The sequence below is a fragment of the Burkholderia sp. AW49-1 genome, from assembly GCF_053427845.1.
On sequence record NZ_JBSAXF010000038.1, the window covers coordinates 1 to 18,638 of the forward strand.

Below are 18,638 nucleotides of genomic sequence, written 5' to 3' on the forward strand. Positions count from 1 at the left end.
GGCGACGGCTTCGCTTCGTTCTGTCATGTTGCCTCCGCAGGTCGATGCCGCACGTTCACACGTGCAGCAGCAGATGGCGGCGTTCCCACGAGCTGATCACGCGGAAAAACGCTTCGTATTCGGTTTCCTTCAGCGCCAGGTACGCCTTCACGAACTTGTTGCCGAGAATGTCGGCGAGCGGCGCGCATGCGGCCATCAGCGAGATGCCCTCCTCGAGGTTGCGCGGCAGCTGGTACGGCAGGTCGTAGCCGTCGGACGCGATCGGTTCGGTCGGCGCGAGCTGCTGCGTGAGACCGAGATACCCGGCCGCGAGCGTCGCCGCGAATGCGAGGTACGGGTTGCAGTCGACGCCTGGAATCCGGTTCTCGATGCGCCGCGCGACCGGCGTCGACTGCGGGATGCGAAAGCCGACGGTGCGGTTGTCGTAGCCCCACTGCACGTTGATCGGCGCGGCCATGAAGCGCGACAGCCGGCGGTACGAATTGATGTACGGCGCGAAGATCGGCATCAATGCAGGCGTGTATTTCTGCAGCCCCGCGAGATAGCTGTGGAACATCGGCGAGACGACGCCGCCCTCGTCGGCGAACAGGTTGTGGCCGGTGCGCGCATCGGCGAGGCTCTGGTGGATATGCATCGCGGAGCCCGGCTCGTTTTCCATCGGCTTGGCCATGAACGTCGCGTACATGTTGTGGCGCAGCGCGGCTTCGCGCACCGTGCGCTTGAACAGGAACACCTGGTCGGCGAGCGACAGCGCGTCGCCGTGCACGAAGTTGATCTCCATCTGCGCGGCGCCGACCTCGTGGATCAGCGTCTCGATGTCGAGGCCCTGCATTTCGCAGTATTCGTAGATGTCCTCGAACAGCGGATCGAACTCGTTGACGGCCTCGATCGAATACGACTGACGCCCCGTCTCCGCGCGGCCCGTGCGCCCGACCGGCGGACGCAACGGCAGGTCCGGGTCGGCGTTCATGTCGACCAGGTAGAACTCGAGTTCGGGCGCGACGACCGGCTTCCACCCCTTCGCCTTGTACAGGTCGAGCACGCGGCGCAGCACGTAGCGCGGCGAGATCTCGACCGGCGAGCCGTCGAAATGCACGCAATCGTGAATCACCTGCGCGGTCGGATCGACGGCCCAAGGGATCAGGCAGATCGTCGACGGATCGGGCACGCACACCATGTCGGGATCGGTCACGCCGGTCAGCGAGCCGTCTTCCGGATAGTCGCCGGTGACGGTCTGCACCATCACCGCCTGCGGCAGGCGCATCGATTCGCCGGACTCGAACTTGTTGCGTGGAATGATCTTGCCGCGCGCGATGCCGGCCATGTCGGGAATGATCGCCTCGACTTCGGTGATGCGGTGCTGACGCAGGAATTCGCTCAGTTCGGGTTGCATGATCGGCCTCGTTCAGTCGATGTCGGATGCGGCCGGCGACGGCATGGTGCCGCCGTCCGCATGAATGCGGTGTGTCATGCGCGCGCGGCAGGCCGCGCCGAATGCCGCGAAAATGTCGCGCGACAGCGGCTGTTCCGCGAAGCGCCATTCGGGATGCCACTGCACGCCGAGCGCGAACGCGCGCGCGCCGCGCACGCTGACGGCCTCGATCAGCCCGTCGGGCGCGCTCGCTTCGACCACGAGCCCCGCACCAAGCCGCGCGATGCCCTGGTCGTGCAGCGAATTGACCATCGCGTCATGTGCGCCGCGCGCGACCCGTTGCAGCAGGCCGCCCGGCGCGAGTTGCACGCGGTGCGCGGGGCCGTACTGCCGCTCGAGCGGATCGCCGTCGCGCTCGCGATGATCGTGGAAGCCCGCGCTCGCATGCAGCCGCTGATGCAGCGTGCCGCCATACGCGACGTTCAGCTCCTGCATGCCGCGGCAGATCGCGAGCATGGGCACGCCCGCGTCGATCGCCGCGCGGATCAGCGGCAGCGCGGTCGCATCGCGCGCCGGATCGTGCAGCGTGTCGGGGATGCTCGCCGGGCCACCGTAGTGATGCGGCTCGACGTTCGAATAGCTGCCGGTCAGCAGCAGCCCGTCGATGGACGCGACGATCGCGTCGACCGGCTGGCGTGTGCCGAGCGCGGGCAGCACGAAGGCGAGCGCGCCGGCACCATCGACCAGCGCGACGAGATACTTCTCGCCGGCCGTGTGGTTCGGATGGGCGCCGCGCATCACGCGGTCGGCGGTGACGGCTACGAGCGGGCGCGGTCGCATGATCGCCTCCAGGATGAACGTGCGACGCGTGCATCCACGCGGGGCGATGGCAATGCGCGGTCGCGCCGCACGCGCCCATGCGCGATCCTGCCGCGCGAACGGCGCGGCAACGGACGGTGCGACCCGATGCGAAAGCGGAAACGGACGCTAGGGCAACAATGAAGCGCTGCCGTCGCACTGCACCGCGCTGAACACGTGCGCGGTCACGAGGTTGAAGCGGCGCAGGCCGCGATGGGACACAGCGAAGGGACGAGGTTCGCGTATGAGGGCGGCGCGCGTGCCGCGATCAGCATGCCGGATTGGCCCGGCCTGAGGCGACGCGCCCGCCGACGGACTTCGGGTCCGGCATATCGAAGGGCTGGCGGCTTTCACGATCGTACTCGACTGACTGGTGAAGACAGGACACGTGTCGCGATGAAGCGGAGGCGGCAATGCCGCGCGGCGACACGTCGGCAAGGTGTCTCGCAACGGATTCCGGCGCGGTGCGGCGCTGATCGACGCCGTCGCGGCCGGCGCGCGTGACGACTTCCTGACATTCAGCTTATATCACCTAAAAATTGCGTCAAATTTTCAGGTATCGATCCCGACATCGATCAGACGAAAAAAAACGGCATCGACCCGACCGGTCGATACCGTTTTGTGCGCTGCGTCGGCGCGTGCAGTGCCCGCTGGCAGGCCGTGGCGCGAGGCGGCACCGCGCCGCCGCACGCCACGCGCGCCGGCGGCTCAGCGATGCGCGAGCGCGGTTTCGACGAGCGTCTGCAGCAGCGGCACGATCCGCGCGGCACGCGCTTCGTCGTACGCGTACGGACGCGTCTCTTCCATGTAGGTGACCTGCGACAGCTCGAGCTGCACGGCTTCGACGCCGGTGGCGGGCACGCCGTAGTGACGCGTGATGTAGCCGCCCTTGAAACGCCCGTTCGCGACGGCCGTATAGCCACCGTGCGCGCTCACGCATGCCGCCAGCGCCTCGGCGAGGCCGGGCGCGGCGCTCGCGCCGCTCGACGTGCCGAAGTTGAAGTCCGGCAGGCGGCCTTCGAAGAAGCGCGGCACGTGCGAGCGGATCGAATGCGCTTCCCACACGAGCACGCGGCCGTGCTCGCGCTTCAGGCGCGCGATCTCGCGTTGCAGCGCGTCGTGATACGGGCGCCAGTAGCGGTCGCGACGGCGCATGATCTCGTCGTTGCCGGGCAGCGCGTTCGCCGGATACAGCGGCGCCTTGTCGAACGTGTCGACCGGCACGAGCCCGGTCGTGTCCTGCCCCGGGTACAGGTTCTCGTTGTCGGGCGGACGGTTCAGGTCGACGACGTAACGCGCGTGCGACGGCACGAGGATCGACGCGCCGAGCGTCGCCGCGAACCCGTACAGCCGCTCGAGATGCCAGTCGCAATCATCGACGAAGCGCGCATCGGGCGTCATCGTCGCGGCGATGTCGTCGGGAATGTGGGTGCCTGCGTGCGGAATCGAGATCAGCAGCGGCAGCGTGCCCTGCTTCAGCGTGAAAACAGCCGGTTGTTCAGTCATGTCGCATCACCGTAAGAGTCTGCCGGCGCGCGCACGCGGCGCGCGCCGGTGCCGCGCGTTCAGCGCAGCAGTTGCGCCAGCGCGGCGCGGTAGTCGGCATACGCGACGGCTTCGTCGCGATGGCGGCGGCCGCTCACGACGCGTTCACCGCCGGTGTAGACGTCGAGCACTGGCGTGTCGCCATGCTCGGCGAACACCGCGCCTGACAGCCACGCCGTGCTGTCGTGTTCGGCGATCGCCGGATGCTCGGGATCGAGCACGAGCCAGTCGGCGCGGCAGCCTTCACGCAGCGCGCCGATGTGCCGCCCGCTGGCCTGCGCGCCGCCCGCGAGCGACGCGTCGAACAGCCGGTCGGCGACATGCGCCTGCGTGTCGCTCGCGAGCACGTTGCGCGCGCGATGCACGAGCCGTTGCCCGTATTCGAGCAGGCGCAGTTCCGAGCGCCAGTCGACCGACGCATGGCTGTCCGAGCCGACGCCGATCACGCCGCCCTGCGCGAGATAGTCGACGGCTGGGAACACGCCGTCGCCGAGGTTCGCCTCGGTGGTCAGGCACAGGCCGGCCACCGCGCGACGCTTCGCGAGCGCGGCCGTTTCAGCCGCATCGACGTGCGTCGCGTGCACGAGGCACCAGCGCGCATCGACGTCGAAGCGATCGAGCAGCCACTGCACGGGACGCGCGCCGTAAGCGCGCACGCAATCGTCGACCTCGGCCGTCTGTTCGGCGATATGGATATGCACGGGCGCGTCGTCGGGCAGGCCGTCGAGCAGCACCCGCAAGCCGCTCTCGGACACCGCGCGCAGCGAGTGCGGCGCGACGCCGTAGCGCAGTCCGCCGTGCTCGGGCGCGACGCGGCGCATCGAGTCGAGCAGTTCGAGCAGCCCGTCCGGCGTGTTGATGAAGCGGCGCTGGTCGTCGCGCGGCGGCTTGTTGCCGAAACCGGCGAACTGGTACGACACGGGCAGCATCGTGATGCCGATGCCGGCCGAGCGGGCCGCGTCGATCACGCGCGTGCCGAGTTCCGCGATCTGCGGATAGCGCGAGCCGTCCTGCGCGTGATGCACGTAGTGGAATTCGCACACCGACGTGTAGCCGCACTTCAGCATCTCGACGTACAGCCAGCGCGCGATCGCCGCGAGCGCGTCGGGCGTGATCTTCAGCGCGAAGCGGTACATGAGATCGCGCCAGCTCCAGAAGCTGTCGGCGGGATTCGCACGGTATTCGGTGAGTCCCGCCATCGCGCGCTGGAACGCGTGCGAATGCAGGTTCGGCATGCCGGGCAGCACGGGCCCTGCCGCGCGCGCGACGCCGGCCGGCGCGTCGGCATCGGGCGTCACGTCGGTCAGCGTGCCGGCCGCGTCCCAGCGCAGCAGCACGTTGCGGCGCCAGCCATCGGGCAGCCGGGCATGGTCCGCGAACAGCGTCATTTCGGTCATCGTGAGTCTCGTCTGTTGCAAGGCTGGCCGTTGATCCGGCGAAACACCGTCGTACCGCCGCGCACGACCTGCTCGCACAGCGGCCGGCCGATCCAGTAAGCGAGCTCCGACAGCGAGCCGACCGACCAGGCCGCGAAATCGGCCCGGCGACCGATCTCGAGCGCGCCGTGACGATCCGCGCGGCCGAGCGCCGCAGCCGCATGGCGCGTCACGCCCTGCAGCACCTCGGGCACCGTCATGCGGAACAGCGTGCAGCCCATGTTCATCGTCAGCAGCAGCGATTCGAGCGGCGACGTGCCGGGGTTGTGATCGGTCGCGAGCGCGATCGGCACGCCGTGCTTGCGCAGCAGCTCGATCGGCGGCAGTTGCGTTTCGCGAATGAAGTAATACGCGCCGGGCAACAGCACGGCGACCGTGCCGGCCGCCTTCATCGCCTCGATGCCGGCTTCGTCGAGAAATTCGAGGTGGTCGGCGGACAGCGCGCGATAACGCGCGGCAAGCGCGGTACCCCCTGCGTTCGACAACTGCTCCGCGTGCAGCTTGACCGGCAGGCCGCGCCGCGTCGCGGCATCGAACACGCGCTCGGTCTGCGCGAGCGAAAAACCGATGCGCTCGCAGAACACGTCGACGGCGTCGACGAGGCCTTCGTCGGCGAGCGCCGGCAGCATCCGTCCGCACACTTCGTCGATGTATTCATCTGCACGGCCCGCGTATTCCGGCGGCAGCGCGTGCGCGCCGAGGAACGTGGTGTAGACCGTGACCGGAAAGCGCTCGCCGAGCTGGCGCGCGACGCGCAGCATCTTGCGCTCGCTAGCGAGGTCGAGCCCGTAGCCCGACTTGATCTCGATCGCGGTCACGCCTTCGGCGAGCAGCGGCTGCAGGCGTGCGGCCGCCTGCACGAACAGCGTCGTCTCGTCGGCCGCGCGCGTCGCGCGGACCGTCGACACGATCCCGCCACCCTGCCGCGCGATCTCCTCGTAGCTGACGCCGGCGAGGCGCTGCGCGAACTCGTCGGCGCGCGTGCCGCCGTACACGAGATGCGTATGGCAGTCGACGAGGCCCGGTGTCACCCATGCGCCGTGCAGGTCTTCCCGCTGCCAGTGCGCATAACCGTGCGGCAGCGCGGAAAACGCGCCGAGCCACACGATCGTGCCGGTTTCGTCGACGGCGATCGCCGCGTCGTCGATCGTTTCGTCGGGGTGGCCGTGCGGACACAGCCTCAGGTGATGCCAGACAATCGGTTTCATGCGTTCAGTCTCGTTCGCCGACGGCGAGCGACACGGCGAGCAGCGCGCCGCCTCCGCTCACGACGACGTCAAACGCACGCCGCGGCCCGTCGAGCCGCAGCGTGTCCATTTCCTGCAGTGCATAGTGCGCGCCATCGATCTCGATGTCGACGCCGCCGGTCGCGCAGAACAGCAGCACGGTATCGGCGCGCTCGATGCGGTGCGTGCCTTCGGGCCACACGTCGACCGTCCCGCGCGCGGCCGAACGGCGCGTCATCAGGTTGAAGTCGCGCGTGGCACCGTCGTGCAGCGTCGCGTCGATCGCCGTTTCGCCGGCGAAATCCGCGCGGGCGAGCGGCGCGTCGAGCACGTGGCGCGCGCCGCCCGCTTCCGCGAGCGTCATGCCCGCACCGGACAGCAACACGAGCGTGCGGTCGACGCCGTCGAAACGCGAGAACGGCCCGGCCGCGCCGACGTCCGCGACGCTCACGCGCCAGGCGAACGCGTCGAGCGCGGCGCCCGGCGGCGCCCCGAAGGAAGTCCCCTCGGGGAAAAATGCCGCGATTTCGCGCGTCACTCCGCCACCGTTCTTCCACGGCGACGCAACGAGATCCGCCGCGCGGATCATCGTTGCGTGCAGCGGCGCCTGATCGAGCGCCGTCATGCTCAGCGGCCGAGCATCGGCAGCTTCAGGCCGGCTTCGCGGGCCGTCTGCTGCGCGAGTTCGTAGCCGGCATCCGCATGGCGCATCACGCCCGTCGCCGGATCGTTCAGCAGCACGCGGCCGAGACGCTCGTGCGCTTCGGCGGTACCGTCGGCGACGATCACGACGCCCGAGTGCTGCGAGAAGCCCATCCCGACGCCGCCGCCGTGATGCAGCGACACCCACGATGCGCCGCCCGCGGTGTTCAGCAGTGCGTTCAGCAGCGGCCAGTCGCTCACGGCGTCCGAACCGTCCTTCATCGATTCCGTCTCGCGGTTCGGGCTCGCGACCGAACCGGTGTCGAGGTGGTCGCGGCCGATCACGATCGGGGCCTTCAGTTCGCCGTTCTTCACCATCTCGTTGAACGCCTGGCCGAGGCGATAGCGATCCTTCACGCCGACCCAGCAGATCCGTGCCGGCAGGCCCTGGAACGCGATGCGCTCACGTGCCATGTCGAGCCAGTTGTGCAGGTGCGGATCGTCGGGGATCAGCTCCTTCACCTTCTGGTCGGTCTTGTAGATGTCTTCCGGATCGCCCGACAGCGCGACCCAGCGGAACGGGCCCTTGCCTTCGCAGAACAGCGGGCGGATATAGGCCGGCACGAAACCCGGGAAGTCGAACGCGTTCTCGACGCCCATTTCCAGCGCCATCTGGCGGATGTTGTTGCCGTAGTCGAGCGTGGCCGCGCCGCGCTCCTGCAGCGTCAGCATCGCGCGCACCTGCACGGCCATCGACTGCTTCGCCGGATGAACGATGCCTTCCGGATCGACCTTCTGCGTCTCGCGCCATTGCGCGACGCTCCAGCCTTGCGGCAGGTAGCCGTTGATCGGGTCGTGCGCGCTCGTCTGGTCGGTCACGCAGTCCGGCGTGATGCCGCGCTCGACGCACTCCGTGAACACGTCGGCCGCGTTGCCGAGCAGGCCGATCGACACCGGCTTGCCGGTGCGCTTCGCTTCCTCGATCATGCCGAGCGCCTCGTCGAGCGTCGTCGCCTTCTTGTCGACGTAGCGCGTCTTCAGGCGGAAGTCGATGCGCGTCTCGTCGCATTCGACCGCGATCATCGAGAAGCCGGCCATCGTCGCCGCCAGCGGCTGCGCGCCGCCCATGCCGCCGAGACCGCCCGTCAGGATCCAGCGGCCCGACGGGTCGCCGTTGAAGTGTTGGTTCGCGACCGAGAAGAACGTTTCATAGGTGCCCTGCACGATGCCCTGGCTGCCGATGTAGATCCAGCTGCCGGCCGTCATCTGGCCGTACATCATCAGGCCCTTGCGGTCGAGCTCGTTGAAGTGCTCCCAGGTCGCCCAGTGCGGCACCAGGTTCGAGTTCGCGAGCAGCACGCGCGGCGCATCCTTGTGCGTGCGGAACACGCCGACCGGCTTGCCCGATTGCACGAGCAGCGTCTCGTCTTCGCCGAGATCCTTCAGCGACGCGAGGATCTGGTCGTAGCATTCCCAGTTGCGCGCCGCGCGGCCGATGCCGCCGTACACGACGAGCGCGTGCGGATGCTCGGCAACTTCCGGATCCAGGTTGTTCTGGATCATCCGGTAGGCCGCTTCGGCCAGCCAGGTCTTGCAGACCTTCTCGCTGCCGCGCGGCGCGCGGATCGTGCGCGTCGGATCGAGACGGGGATCGATGTGTTTCGGATGGTTCATGACGGCTGCTCCCGAGGGAAAGTGAATGTTCAAATAGGAATCAGAAATGCCCGGTGAAGCGATAACGGCTGCCGGGGTGCCACAGATTCGCCACCGAGGCGACGACGCCCTGCGACCAGGTGCGCCGATGTAAAACCAGACACGGCTCGACGTCGTCCATCCGCAGCTGCTCGCGCCGCTCGGGCGCCGGGGCCGCCGCTTCGATCCGGTACTCGACGCGCTGCAGCGGTGCCGCGCGCATCAGATACAGGTTCGGCGTCGTGTTCGTGAAATCCTGCTCGGCATAATCCGGCGCGACCGCCGGATTCACCCACCGTTCTTCGAGCTGGACGGGTTCGTCATTCTCGAAGTGCAACACCTGCGAATAAAACAGCTTCGCGCGCACGGTCATCTGCATCTCGTCGGCGAGCGCCTCGTCGGCGCGGATCGTCTCGAGGCCGAGCACGCTGGCGCGGTACGCATGCCCGCGCGCGTCGACCTCCTCCGAGATGCTGCGGATCGCGACGAGCGTCGACTCGTACTTCGGCCGCGCGACGTAGGTGCCGGCGCCCTTCATGCGCGTCAGCACCTGCTCGGCCGTCAACTCGCGCAACGCGCGGTTGACGGTCATGCGCGCGACCTTGAACTCGCGGGCCAGTTCGTTCTCGGAGGGCACCTGATCGCCCTCCGCCCACTCGCCGGCGTGAATGCGGCCCAGGATGAAATCCTTGATCTCCTGGTAGACCGGCGCGCTCATGGGCTTACTGTTCCGATGCGAACGAGAACGGCGCGATCTTCGCGAACGCACGCTCGCCGACGAGCTTCGCGATCACGGCGATGTCCGGTGCGAAGTAGTGGTCGAGTTCGTAGTGCGCGACCTTGCTGCGGATCGTTTCCATCACCGGCGCGAGCTTCGGGCTCGTGTGGTGCGGCGCGCGCAGGTCGACGCCCTGGGCGGCGGCCAGCAGTTCGATCGCGAGGATGTGCTTCGTGTTGTCCGCGATGTCGGCGAGCTTGCGCGCGGCGAACGTCGCCATCGACACGTGGTCTTCCTGGTTCGCCGAGGTCGGCAGCGAGTCGACCGACGCCGGATGCGCGAGCGTCTTGTTTTCCGATGCCAGGGCGGCTGCCGTCACGTGGGCGATCATGAAGCCCGAGTTCACGCCGCCGTCCTTCACGAGGAACGGGGGCAGGCCCGACAGCGTCGCGTCGATCAGCAGCGCGATGCGGCGCTCGGCCAGCGCGCCGATTTCCGATGCGGCGAGCGCGAGGTTGTCGGCCGCGAATGCAACGGGCTCGGCGTGGAAGTTGCCGCCCGACAGCACTTCGCCGGTATCCGGGAAGATCAGCGGGTTGTCCGACACGGCGTTCGCCTCGACCAGCAGCACGTCGGCCGCGTGGCGCATCTGGTCCAGGCACGCGCCCATCACCTGCGGCTGGCAGCGCAGGCTGTACGGATCCTGCACCTTGTCGCAGTCACGGTGCGACTGGTTGATCGGCGAGCCTTCGAGCAGGTCGCGGTACGACGCGGCCGCGTCGATCTGGCCTTGATGGCCGCGCAGTTCGTGGATGCGGGCATCGAACGGCTTCACCGAGCCGGCGGCCGCATCGACCGACAGCGCACCCGCGACGAGCGCGGTGCGGTACAGGTCTTCGATCGCGAACATGTTGTCGAGCGCCAGCGCCGTCGAGGCCTGCGTGCCGTTCAGCAGCGCGAGGCCTTCCTTCGCCTGCAGCGTGAGCGGCGCGAGGCCCGCGACGCGCAGACCGTCGAGCGCGCTGGCGCGCTCGCCGCGGATGAACACTTCGCCGACGCCCAGCAGCACGGCCGACATGTGCGCGAGCGGCGCGAGGTCGCCCGATGCGCCGACCGAGCCCTTCACCGGGATCAGCGGCAACACGTCGGCGTTGAACAGGGTGATCAGCGCGTCCATCACCTCGCGGCGGATGCCCGAGTGGCCGCGGCCGAGGCTCGACAGCTTCAGCGCCATCAGCAGGCGCACCGACGAGCGCGCCATCGGCTCGCCGACGCCGACCGCGTGCGACAGCACCAGGTTCTTCTGCAGCAGCTCGAGCTGGTCGTGCGGGATGTGCGTGCTGGCCAGGCGGCCGAAGCCCGTGTTGATGCCGTATGCCGGCTCGCCCTTTGCCGCGATGTCGGCGACGGCCTTCGCGCCTGCATCGATCTTCGCGAAGCTGGCCGGGTCGAGCTTGAGCTGCACGGATTCGCGAGCGATCTTGCGCAGTTGCGGGAGGGTCAGGTGGCCGGGGGTCAACGTAATCATGTGAGCAATCCTGTCTAGACAAGTTCGTGATGGATTGCAGTGTAGCCATCGCAACTTGTCTAGACAACCCCGTTTTTCACGATTTCGACTCGGGAGTTTCCCTGATGTCCGGCGCGGCCCGCCGCCGTTGCCCGACGAACCCATGAATTAACATATGTTGCAATTATTTTGTCTTTGGCAACATACGAATCGACTCTTCCCACGATCCGTCCACGGAGACCTGCCATGACCATCCCGCCCCGGTTGACCGCCCTCCTCGGCCGCAGCCTGCTCGTCGCCGCATGCGCGCTCGCGTGCGGCGCGTCGCTCGCCGCGGAACCGCTGTCCGGCACGCTCGAAAAGATCCGGCAAGGCGGCCTGATCTCGATCGGCCATCGCGAGACATCGGTGCCGTTCTCCTACGTCGACGCGAGCGGCAAGGTGATCGGCTTCTCGCAGGATCTGTGCGACCGCGTGATCGCCGCCGTGAAGGCGCGCACCGGCAAGCCCGACCTGCAGGTGCGCTTCATTCCGGTCACGTCGCAGAACCGCATCCCGCTGGTGCAGAACGGCACGGTCGATCTCGAATGCGGGGTGACCACCAACCTCGCCGCGCGCCACGCGCAGGTCGCGTTCTCGGCCACCTTCTTCGTCGCGACCACGCGCCTGCTCACGCGCACGAGCTCGGGCATCCGCGACTTCCCCGATCTGGCCGGCAAGACGGTCGTGACGAACCAGGGCACGACGTCCGAGCGCCTGCTGCGCAAGATGAACGAGGAGAAGAAGATGAACATGCAGATCATCAGCGCGAAGGACTACGGCGAAGGACGCCTCACGCTCGAATCGGGCCGCGCAGCCGCCTACATGATGGACGACGTGCTGCTCGCCGGCGTGCGCCAGCTCGCGGCGAAGCCGGCCGACTGGACGATCGTCGGTACGCCGCAATCGTCGGAAGCGTACGGGTTCATGCTGCGCAAGGACGATCCGCAGTTCAAGGCGCTCGTCGACGGCGTGCTCGTGCAGTTGATGAAGAGCGGCGAGATCAACGCGCTGTACGACAAGTGGTTCATGAAGCCGGTGCCGCCTAAAGGGCTCGCGTTCGACTTCCCGATGAGCGACGTGATCAAGGCGCGCTACGCGGCGCCGAACGACGTGCCGCTCGAGTGAGCGTCGCGTGCTGAAACGGGTTCAGCGCGTCCACGCGACGCACGCCGCGTAGCCGGGCGCCGCGTCGAGCCAGCCCGCGTCGAACGCGGCCACGCCGGCCGCGGGCGCGGCCGGATCGACGACCGTCGTCGCGGGCGTCGCGGCATCGCGCGGCGGCACGACCGCGAACGCGCGCAGCCCGCCGACGATGCCGGTGCCGAGCGCCTTCAGCAACGCTTCCTTCGCGGACCACACGCGCATGAACGCGTCGGCACGCGCGGCAAGCGGCAGGCCGTCGAGATACGCGGCCTCGGCGGTCGCGCACACCTCGCGCGTCAGCGCACGCCAGTCGGTCGACCGATTGCAGCTTTCGATATCGACGCCGACACGGCCCGTCCCTGTCCACGCGATGAGCGCATGATCGCCCGCGTGCGACACGTTGAAATCCAGCGATGCACGATGTGCGGGGTCGAGCGACGGCCGTCCCGATTCGTCGACGACGATCGCGATGTCCTTCGGCGCCACGTCGAGCGTCGCGCCGAGCACATCGCGCAGCGCGGCGCGCGTCGCGGCGCTGCGCACCGCATCCTCATGCCGCAGGTAGCGCCCGGCACGCGCGCGCTCGGCATCGCTCAGCGCCGCATAGGCGGGCGACGCGAGCGGCACGTGCCAGTCGAAATCGATGCGCGCGACCTGCACCCCGGCCCGCGACGCGGCAGTCGGCACGTCGAGCAGGTGCACGCGCCACGCGCGGGACAGGTCGGCGGGAATCGGGAAATCGGGCGGAATGGACATCGGCACGGGGCAGCCAGTCGAATGAAACGTCCGATGTTAATCGATCGCGCGGCCCGGAGGCCGACGCGGCGCGACCGCGTTCGTCGGCAGCGGCAGCAGGCGCGGCCGCCGCATCGACGCGACGGCCCGGTCGCACGCGCGTGCGCGGTCATCCGTGCGCGACGACACCCGGCGCGCCGCTTCCCGCCAGCCGTGCACGCTGCGCCGGATGGCGCGCATGGACACGGCCCGGCGCATTGGCCGGCAACGCGCCGTGCTGCAGCCAGTACAGCGCGACAGGCCACAACGTGTCGGTGAAGCGGCTATGGAAGAACGCGAAGTGGCCGATCGCGTCGACGCCGATGTCACGCGGCGCGATCCGCAGATGCGTGACGTCGCTGCCCGTGTAGTAGCCGGCCAGCCGCTCGATCGCGTCGACCGTGCCGAACCCGTCGTCGTCGAGGCCGATCGCGAGCATCGGCGCCGGCAGCCGCGCGAAGCGCGCCGGCAGCGCGGCGCGGCTCGCGGCGGTTTCGGCAAGCAGGCCATGCGTGTAGGCATCCTCGAAGCGCGCCTGCGAACGCACCCACGACAGCGCGATGCCACGCGGCGTATCCTCCATCCAGCCAAGCCGCTTCGCGGGCACGTAGCCGAACACGGCGGCGAGCACCGGCATCGCGACGTGCCACTTCCACCACATGCGCCGCCGCTCTTCCGGCCGATAGTCGCGCCAGTACGCATACTGCGCGCCGACGGTCACCGCGTGACGCACGTACGCGTTCGACGCCGCCAGCCCGAGCACGCAGCCGCCGATGCTGTGCGCGACCACGTCGAGCGGCTGGCCGGGAAACGCGTCGCGCGCGTACCGCAGCGCGGCCTCGCAATCGAGCCGCCCCCAGTCGAGCCAGTTCGCGCGCAGCTTCGCGAGCCGCGCGGGGCGCGAGCCGCCGATCCCGCGATAGTCGTAGACGAGCACGTCACGCCCTTGCGCGAACAGCCAGGCCGCGAAGCGGAAGTAATAGTCGCAGCGCACCGACGTCGCGCAATTGACGACCGTCACGGGCCGCGCGGCGCCGCCGCCGCGATGCCGCCACACGTAGCCGCGCAGCAGGTAACCGTCGGCCGCGGTCAGCGTCACGGCCTCCGGCGGCAACGCGCCCGCCGCGCGCGCGGCTGCCTGACCCGCCCCGGCTGCTTCGTTCGAAATCGTCATCCTCTCTCCTGTGCGGCACCGCGTCACGCGGCGCCCGCCCGATCGGCCAGCCTTCATTGAACTTGACGCGCCCGGCGTTCTCAACCAATCTTGCTGCTCCGTTCGCATGAGCCATACGCATGTCAACGCCGCTCGTCCGTCTCCCGTCGCTGGACCTCGTGCGCGGCTTCGTCGCCGTCGGCCGCCGCATGAGCATCACGCTCGCCGCGCAGGACCTGTGCGTCACGCAGTCGGCGGTCAGCCGCCAGGTGCACGCGCTCGAGGCGCACCTCGGCGTCGCGCTGCTGCAGCGCGGCTATCGCAAGATCGCGTTCACGCCGGAAGGCGAGCGGCTGTTTCGCGCCGCCGACGCGGCGCTGCTCACCCTGCAGGACACCGTCGCGTCGCTCGCCGCCGCGCGCGAGCGCCAGCCCGTCACGATCACCGCGAGCATCGGCGTCACCGCGCTGTGGTTGCTGCCGCGGCTCGGACGCCTGCAGGCGCGCCTGCCGGACGTCGACTTGCGCGTGGCCGCGAACGACAAGGTACTCGATTTGCGCGCGGAAGGCATCGACCTCGGGATCCGCTACTGCCCGCGCGAGCGCGCGCCGGCCGGCGCGCTGCACCTGTTCGACGAAGTCGTCGTGCCGGTCGCGCACCCGGCGCTGGCCGCGCGGCCCGTCACCGACGCGGCCGCAATCGCCGACCACGTGCTGCTCGAATTCGACGGGCCGCCGCAAACGCCACTGCAATGGCGCGCGCACCTGCACGCGGCCGGGCTCGGCGACGCGCGCCCGAAGGGCGTGCTGCGCTTCAACCAGTACGACCAGGTGATCCACGCCGCGATCGCCGGCCAGGGCGTCGCGCTCGGGCGGCTCGCGCTCGTCGCGCCAATGCTCGCGGACGGCCGGCTCGCGGTGCTCGGCCCGCACTCGCAGGCGCTGTCGGATGCGTACGGCTACTGGCTGTTCCGGCACGATCCGGCGCCGCGCCGCGAAGTCGCCGACGTGCGCGACTGGATTCTCGCGGAAGCGGCCGAATGCGACGCGGCAATGCGCGCGTACGACGTGGCGCAGCGGTAAGCCACGAGGGAGTTTCCGCATCGAGCCGATGCCGATGCGGCGTCGCGCACGGGATGCGCGCAGCCACCGGCGACGCATTGACGCCCCGACTACACCGCATCGGCCGCGTATCACGCCGGCCGCATGCGTCGCAGCGGCTCCACGCATCCGGCCCGGACGGCATTCGCCGCCGGCATCGCGCCCGATCCGCATCGCATTCCTCACGCGCATGCGAACGCGACCGAATGATCGCTTGAGCGCGCCGCGACCGGATCGTCTAATCGGATCGAACGCGGCGTCGTGCCGCACGCATTCATCCGGAGACCCGCATGACCCCGATCGAACAAGACGCCCGGCGCCGCTGGCTGCCGGTGCTCGCGGGCGGCCTCATCATGGGCGCCGCGCTCGGCATCCGCCACGTGCAGGGGCTGTTCCTCGCCCCCGTCACGCTCGACCACGGCTGGTCGCGCGAAGCGTTCGGCCTCGCGCTCGCGCTGCAGAACCTGATCTGGGGCATCGCGCAACCGTTCACCGGAATGATCGCCGACCGCTTCGGATCGGTGCGCGTGATCGTCGCCGGTATGCTGCTGTATGCGGCCGGGCTCGTCACGATGGCGTTCGCCGCGTCGGCCGGCGTATTCACGGTCGGTGCAGGCCTCGTGATCGGCATCGCGCTGTCGGGGGCGGCCTTCGCGTCGATCTACGGCGCGCTGAGCCGGCTGTTTCCGCCCGACCGGCGCGGCTGGGCGCTCGGCGTCGCCGGCGCGATCGGCGGGCTCGGCCAGTTCTGCATGGTGCCGGTCGCGCAGGTGCTGATCGGCGGCATCGGCTGGCAGCATGCCTTCGTCGCGCTCGCGCTCGTCGCCGGGGCGCTCGCGCCGCTCGCCGTGCTGGTGCGCGACCGGCCCGCGCAGCCCGCGAGTCGCGCGGACGGCCCCGACCAGTCGATCGGCGCGGCGGTGCGCGAAGCGTTCGCGCATCGCGGCTTCTGGCTGCTGAACGCGGGGTTCTTCGCCTGCGGGTTCCAGCTCGCGTTCATCGCGACCCACCTGCCCGCCTGCCTGCTCGATCACGGCCTGCCGGCGCGCCATGCCAGCGTCGCGCTCGCGCTGATCGCGTTGACCAACGTGGCCGGCACCTACGCATGCGGCCATCTCGGCGGCCTGCTGCGGCGCAAGTATGTGCTGTCCGCGCTGTATCTCGTCCGCGCGCTGGCGATGGCCGCGTTCGTCGCCGCGCCGTTGTCGCCCGCGAGCGTCTACGTGTTCGCGGCCGTGATGGGCTTCACGTGGCTCGGCACCGTGCCGCTGACCAACGGCGTGATTTCGCAGGTGTTCGGCGTGCGCTACATCGCGACGCTGTTCGGCTTCGTCTTCTTCGGGCACCAGCTCGGCAGCTTCTTCGGTGTATGGCTCGGCGCGCTCGTCTACGACGAGACGCATTCGTATCTGCCGCTGTGGATCGGCTCGATCGCGCTCGGCGTGCTGGCCGCGCTGCTGCACCTGCCGATCGACGACGCGCGCATCGCGCGTCCGGTGCCGGGCAAGGCCGCGTGGGCGTGATGCGCGCGGCGCTGGCCGCAGGCGCGCTCGCGTTCGTCGCGTGGTGCGGCGCGGCCTACTTCGATTCGAGCGTCGCGCTTGCGCTGCTCGAGCGCGCGGCATTCTGCGACTGACATGGCAAACCGCACCGCGCGCGAATGATCGGCCGCGCCCGCGACGTCTAGCGACGCTTCGGCAGCGTGGCCAGCGCATCGAGCGCGCGCCGCCGCGCGCCGTCGTGATCGACGATCGGCGCCGGATAGTCGGCGCCGAGCCGCACGCCGGCCGCCGCGAGTTCCACCGGCGACGCCTCCCACGGCGCATGGATCGTCGCCGCGTCGAGGCCCGCGAGTTCCGGCACCCAGCGGCGCACGTAGGCGCCCTGCGGATCGAACTTCCGGCCCTGCGTCACCGGATTGAAGATGCGGAAATACGGCGCGGCGTCGGCGCCGCAGCCGGCGACCCATTGCCAGTTCGCCGGGTTGTTCGCGACGTCCGCGTCGACGAGCGTGTCGTAAAACCAGCGCTCGCCGGCCCGCCAGTCGATCAGCAGATGCTTGACGAGAAACGATGCGACGACCATCCGCACCCGGTTGTGCATCCAGCCGGTCGTCCACAGCTCGCGCATCCCCGCATCGACGAGCGGATAACCGGTCAGCCCGCGCTGCCAGGCGCGCAGCGCGGCGGGATCGTCGCGCCACGGCATCGCGTCGAACTGCGCGCGGAAGTTGTCGGTCGCGAGCGCCGGGAAGTGATACAGCAACACGTGGCTGAATTCGCGCCAGCCGAGCTCGCTCAGGAATTTCTCGGCGCCGGCCGCGCAAGCCGCGCCGCCCGCCTGTGCGGCACCCTGCACCGCATGCCACACCTGCCGCGGCGACACGTTGCCGAAGCGCAGGAACGGCGACAGCCGGCTCGTCGCCGGCCGGTCGGGCCGGTCGCGCGTATCGGCATAGCCGGCCAGCGACTCGCCCGAAAACGCGTCGAGCCGCGCATGCGCGCCCGCCTCGTCGGGTGCCGGCCATGCGTCGCGCAGGCCGCTCGCCCAGTCCGGCGCGCCCGGACGCAACGCGAGCGCGTCGAGCGTCAGCGCGCGTTCGCGCACGACGGCCGGCCACGGGTGAAACGCGATCCTTTCGGGCGCCGGCAACGGCGCCGCCACCGTGCGATCGCGCCGCACCGCGCGCCAGTATGCGGTGAAGACCTGGAACGGCGTGCCGGCGCCCGTCAGCACGTCCCACGGCTCGTTCAGCAGGCTGCCGTTGCTGCTCTCGACCTCGAGGCCGCGCGCCTTCAGCGACGCCTTCAACGCCGCATCGGCATCGCGCTGCGGCAGCGCATAGCGGCGGTTCCAGTACACCGCCGCCGCGCCCGTGTCGTGCACGACGCGTTCGATCTCGCGCGGCGCATCGCCGCGCAGCAGCAGCAGGCGGCCGCCATGACGCGCGAGCGCCGCGTCGAGTCCGGCGAGCGCCCCGTGCAGCCACCAGCGCGCCGCGCCGCCGAGCGCGCGCCCCGCGCTTTCGCCCGTATCGTCGACGTACACGCACACGAGCGGCCGGCTCGACGCGACCGCGCGCGTCAGCGCGGGCTGGTCGGTCACGCGCAGATCGTCGCGGAACCACACGACGGCAGGAGCAACGGACGACTTCGCTGGCACGGGCACCTCGGGGCAGGAAAACGGAAAAGTGACCGGTATTGTCGCGGCATGGTCGCGCGATGTCGATGTCCGACGCGCAGACGGCGCGCGCAAACGCGTCGCGTACCGACGCCGCCGCCCCGCCGGATCGCGAGCCCGGTGAAACGCCTTAGTCCATTCCGACGATTCTTCGCCGCACGCGCCGGCCTACGCTCGATGTCGGGTTCGCCGCGATGCGCGGCACGCACCGGCCGCCGGTCGGCCACGCGTATCGCGCAGCGCATCCGCC

Annotated in this window: 16 protein-coding genes; 4 read left to right on the forward strand and 12 right to left on the reverse strand. The window is 69.6% G+C overall.

All coding sequences use genetic code 11. The features are described from left to right. Positions 1–55: 55 nt before the first annotated feature. The 9 genes from ACV22W_RS30355 to hutH form a co-directional block, all read right to left on the reverse strand. Positions 56–1,393 carry a glutamine synthetase family protein gene (locus tag ACV22W_RS30355; protein ID WP_059689197.1) on the reverse strand — a complete coding sequence of 446 codons (1,338 nt, stop codon included), beginning with the start codon at positions 1,391–1,393 and terminating at the stop codon, positions 56–58. 12 nt (positions 1,394–1,405) lie between these two features. Then, positions 1,406–2,212 carry a gamma-glutamyl-gamma-aminobutyrate hydrolase family protein gene (locus ACV22W_RS30360; protein WP_448023104.1) on the reverse strand — a complete coding sequence of 269 codons (807 nt, stop codon included), beginning with the start codon at positions 2,210–2,212 and terminating at the stop codon, positions 1,406–1,408. 726 nt (positions 2,213–2,938) lie between these two features. Then, positions 2,939–3,736 (reverse strand): N-formylglutamate deformylase, encoded by a 798-nt coding sequence (gene hutG, locus ACV22W_RS30365; RefSeq protein WP_448023105.1) that lies wholly within the window; start codon positions 3,734–3,736, stop codon positions 2,939–2,941. Between the two features lie 59 nt (positions 3,737–3,795). Further along, positions 3,796–5,172, reverse strand: a complete 1,377-nt coding sequence (locus tag ACV22W_RS30370; protein ID WP_448023106.1) for a formimidoylglutamate deiminase — start codon at positions 5,170–5,172, stop codon at positions 3,796–3,798. Beyond that, positions 5,169–6,419 (reverse strand): imidazolonepropionase, encoded by a 1,251-nt coding sequence (gene hutI, locus ACV22W_RS30375; protein WP_448023107.1) that lies wholly within the window; start codon positions 6,417–6,419, stop codon positions 5,169–5,171. The genes ACV22W_RS30370 and hutI overlap by 4 nt, the downstream gene beginning before the upstream one ends. A gap of 4 nt (positions 6,420–6,423) precedes the next feature. Continuing rightward, positions 6,424–7,062, reverse strand: a complete 639-nt coding sequence (locus ACV22W_RS30380) for a HutD/Ves family protein (RefSeq protein WP_448023108.1) — start codon at positions 7,060–7,062, stop codon at positions 6,424–6,426. Positions 7,063–7,064: 2 nt separating this feature from the next. Further along, the gene (hutU, locus tag ACV22W_RS30385; protein WP_059535688.1) at positions 7,065–8,753 is read right to left on the reverse strand and encodes a urocanate hydratase; all 1,689 of its coding nucleotides are present in this window, start codon (positions 8,751–8,753) and stop codon (positions 7,065–7,067) included. Positions 8,754–8,793: 40 nt separating this feature from the next. Further along, positions 8,794–9,489: a histidine utilization repressor gene (hutC, locus tag ACV22W_RS30390; protein WP_059599060.1), complete on the reverse strand. Its 696-nt coding sequence runs from the start codon at positions 9,487–9,489 to the stop codon at positions 8,794–8,796. Positions 9,490–9,493: 4 nt separating this feature from the next. Beyond that, entirely contained in the window at positions 9,494–11,017 is a 1,524-nt protein-coding gene (gene hutH, locus ACV22W_RS30395) for a histidine ammonia-lyase (RefSeq protein WP_059701623.1), read from the reverse strand. Positions 11,018–11,242: 225 nt separating this feature from the next. Between hutH and ACV22W_RS30400 the strand changes: the two genes are divergently transcribed. Then, entirely contained in the window at positions 11,243–12,163 is a 921-nt protein-coding gene (locus ACV22W_RS30400) for a glutamate/aspartate ABC transporter substrate-binding protein (protein WP_448023109.1), read from the forward strand. 21 nt (positions 12,164–12,184) lie between these two features. Here the strand turns inward: ACV22W_RS30400 and ACV22W_RS30405 are convergent, their stop codons facing one another. After that, positions 12,185–12,937 (reverse strand): 4'-phosphopantetheinyl transferase family protein, encoded by a 753-nt coding sequence (locus ACV22W_RS30405; RefSeq protein ID WP_448023110.1) that lies wholly within the window; start codon positions 12,935–12,937, stop codon positions 12,185–12,187. Between the two features lie 148 nt (positions 12,938–13,085). Continuing rightward, a complete protein-coding gene (locus tag ACV22W_RS30410; RefSeq protein ID WP_448023111.1) occupies positions 13,086–14,129 on the reverse strand; it encodes an alpha/beta hydrolase family protein in 1,044 nt (347 codons plus the stop codon). A 119-nt stretch (positions 14,130–14,248) separates the two neighbouring features. On the opposite strand from ACV22W_RS30410, the gene ACV22W_RS30415 reads away from it, so the two are divergent. The 3 genes from ACV22W_RS30415 to ACV22W_RS30425 all read left to right on the forward strand — a co-directional run bounded on the left by ACV22W_RS30415 (position 14,249) and on the right by ACV22W_RS30425 (position 16,844). Next, on the forward strand, positions 14,249–15,190 hold the full coding sequence (locus ACV22W_RS30415) for a LysR substrate-binding domain-containing protein (protein WP_059701630.1): 942 nt from the start codon (positions 14,249–14,251) through the stop codon (positions 15,188–15,190). Between the two features lie 308 nt (positions 15,191–15,498). Beyond that, positions 15,499–16,731, forward strand: a complete 1,233-nt coding sequence (locus ACV22W_RS30420) for an MFS transporter (RefSeq protein WP_448023112.1) — start codon at positions 15,499–15,501, stop codon at positions 16,729–16,731. Then, a complete protein-coding gene (locus ACV22W_RS30425) occupies positions 16,722–16,844 on the forward strand; it encodes a hypothetical protein (protein WP_448023113.1) in 123 nt (40 codons plus the stop codon). The genes ACV22W_RS30420 and ACV22W_RS30425 overlap by 10 nt, the downstream gene beginning before the upstream one ends. A gap of 47 nt (positions 16,845–16,891) precedes the next feature. Here the strand turns inward: ACV22W_RS30425 and ACV22W_RS30430 are convergent, their stop codons facing one another. Further along, positions 16,892–18,370, reverse strand: coding sequence for a cryptochrome/photolyase family protein (locus tag ACV22W_RS30430; protein ID WP_448023114.1), 1,479 nt, complete (start codon positions 18,368–18,370; stop codon positions 16,892–16,894). Positions 18,371–18,638 lie beyond the last annotated feature (268 nt).

Coding starts and splice junctions, on each gene's coding strand:
- ACV22W_RS30355 (WP_059689197.1), bottom strand. CDS start 1,393: ATGCAACCCGAACTGAGCGAATTCCTGCGTCAGCACCGCATCACCGAA.
- ACV22W_RS30360 (WP_448023104.1), bottom strand. CDS start 2,212: ATGCGACCGCGCCCGCTCGTAGCCGTCACCGCCGACCGCGTGATGCGC.
- hutG (WP_448023105.1), bottom strand. CDS start 3,736: ATGACTGAACAACCGGCTGTTTTCACGCTGAAGCAGGGCACGCTGCCG.
- ACV22W_RS30370 (WP_448023106.1), bottom strand. CDS start 5,172: ATGACCGAAATGACGCTGTTCGCGGACCATGCCCGGCTGCCCGATGGC.
- hutI (WP_448023107.1), bottom strand. CDS start 6,419: ATGAAACCGATTGTCTGGCATCACCTGAGGCTGTGTCCGCACGGCCAC.
- ACV22W_RS30380 (WP_448023108.1), bottom strand. CDS start 7,062: ATGACGGCGCTCGATCAGGCGCCGCTGCACGCAACGATGATCCGCGCG.
- hutU (WP_059535688.1), bottom strand. CDS start 8,753: ATGAACCATCCGAAACACATCGATCCCCGTCTCGATCCGACGCGCACG.
- hutC (WP_059599060.1), bottom strand. CDS start 9,489: ATGAGCGCGCCGGTCTACCAGGAGATCAAGGATTTCATCCTGGGCCGC.
- hutH (WP_059701623.1), bottom strand. CDS start 11,017: ATGATTACGTTGACCCCCGGCCACCTGACCCTCCCGCAACTGCGCAAG.
- ACV22W_RS30400 (WP_448023109.1), top strand. CDS start 11,243: ATGACCATCCCGCCCCGGTTGACCGCCCTCCTCGGCCGCAGCCTGCTC.
- ACV22W_RS30405 (WP_448023110.1), bottom strand. CDS start 12,937: ATGTCCATTCCGCCCGATTTCCCGATTCCCGCCGACCTGTCCCGCGCG.
- ACV22W_RS30410 (WP_448023111.1), bottom strand. CDS start 14,129: ATGACGATTTCGAACGAAGCAGCCGGGGCGGGTCAGGCAGCCGCGCGC.
- ACV22W_RS30415 (WP_059701630.1), top strand. CDS start 14,249: ATGTCAACGCCGCTCGTCCGTCTCCCGTCGCTGGACCTCGTGCGCGGC.
- ACV22W_RS30420 (WP_448023112.1), top strand. CDS start 15,499: ATGACCCCGATCGAACAAGACGCCCGGCGCCGCTGGCTGCCGGTGCTC.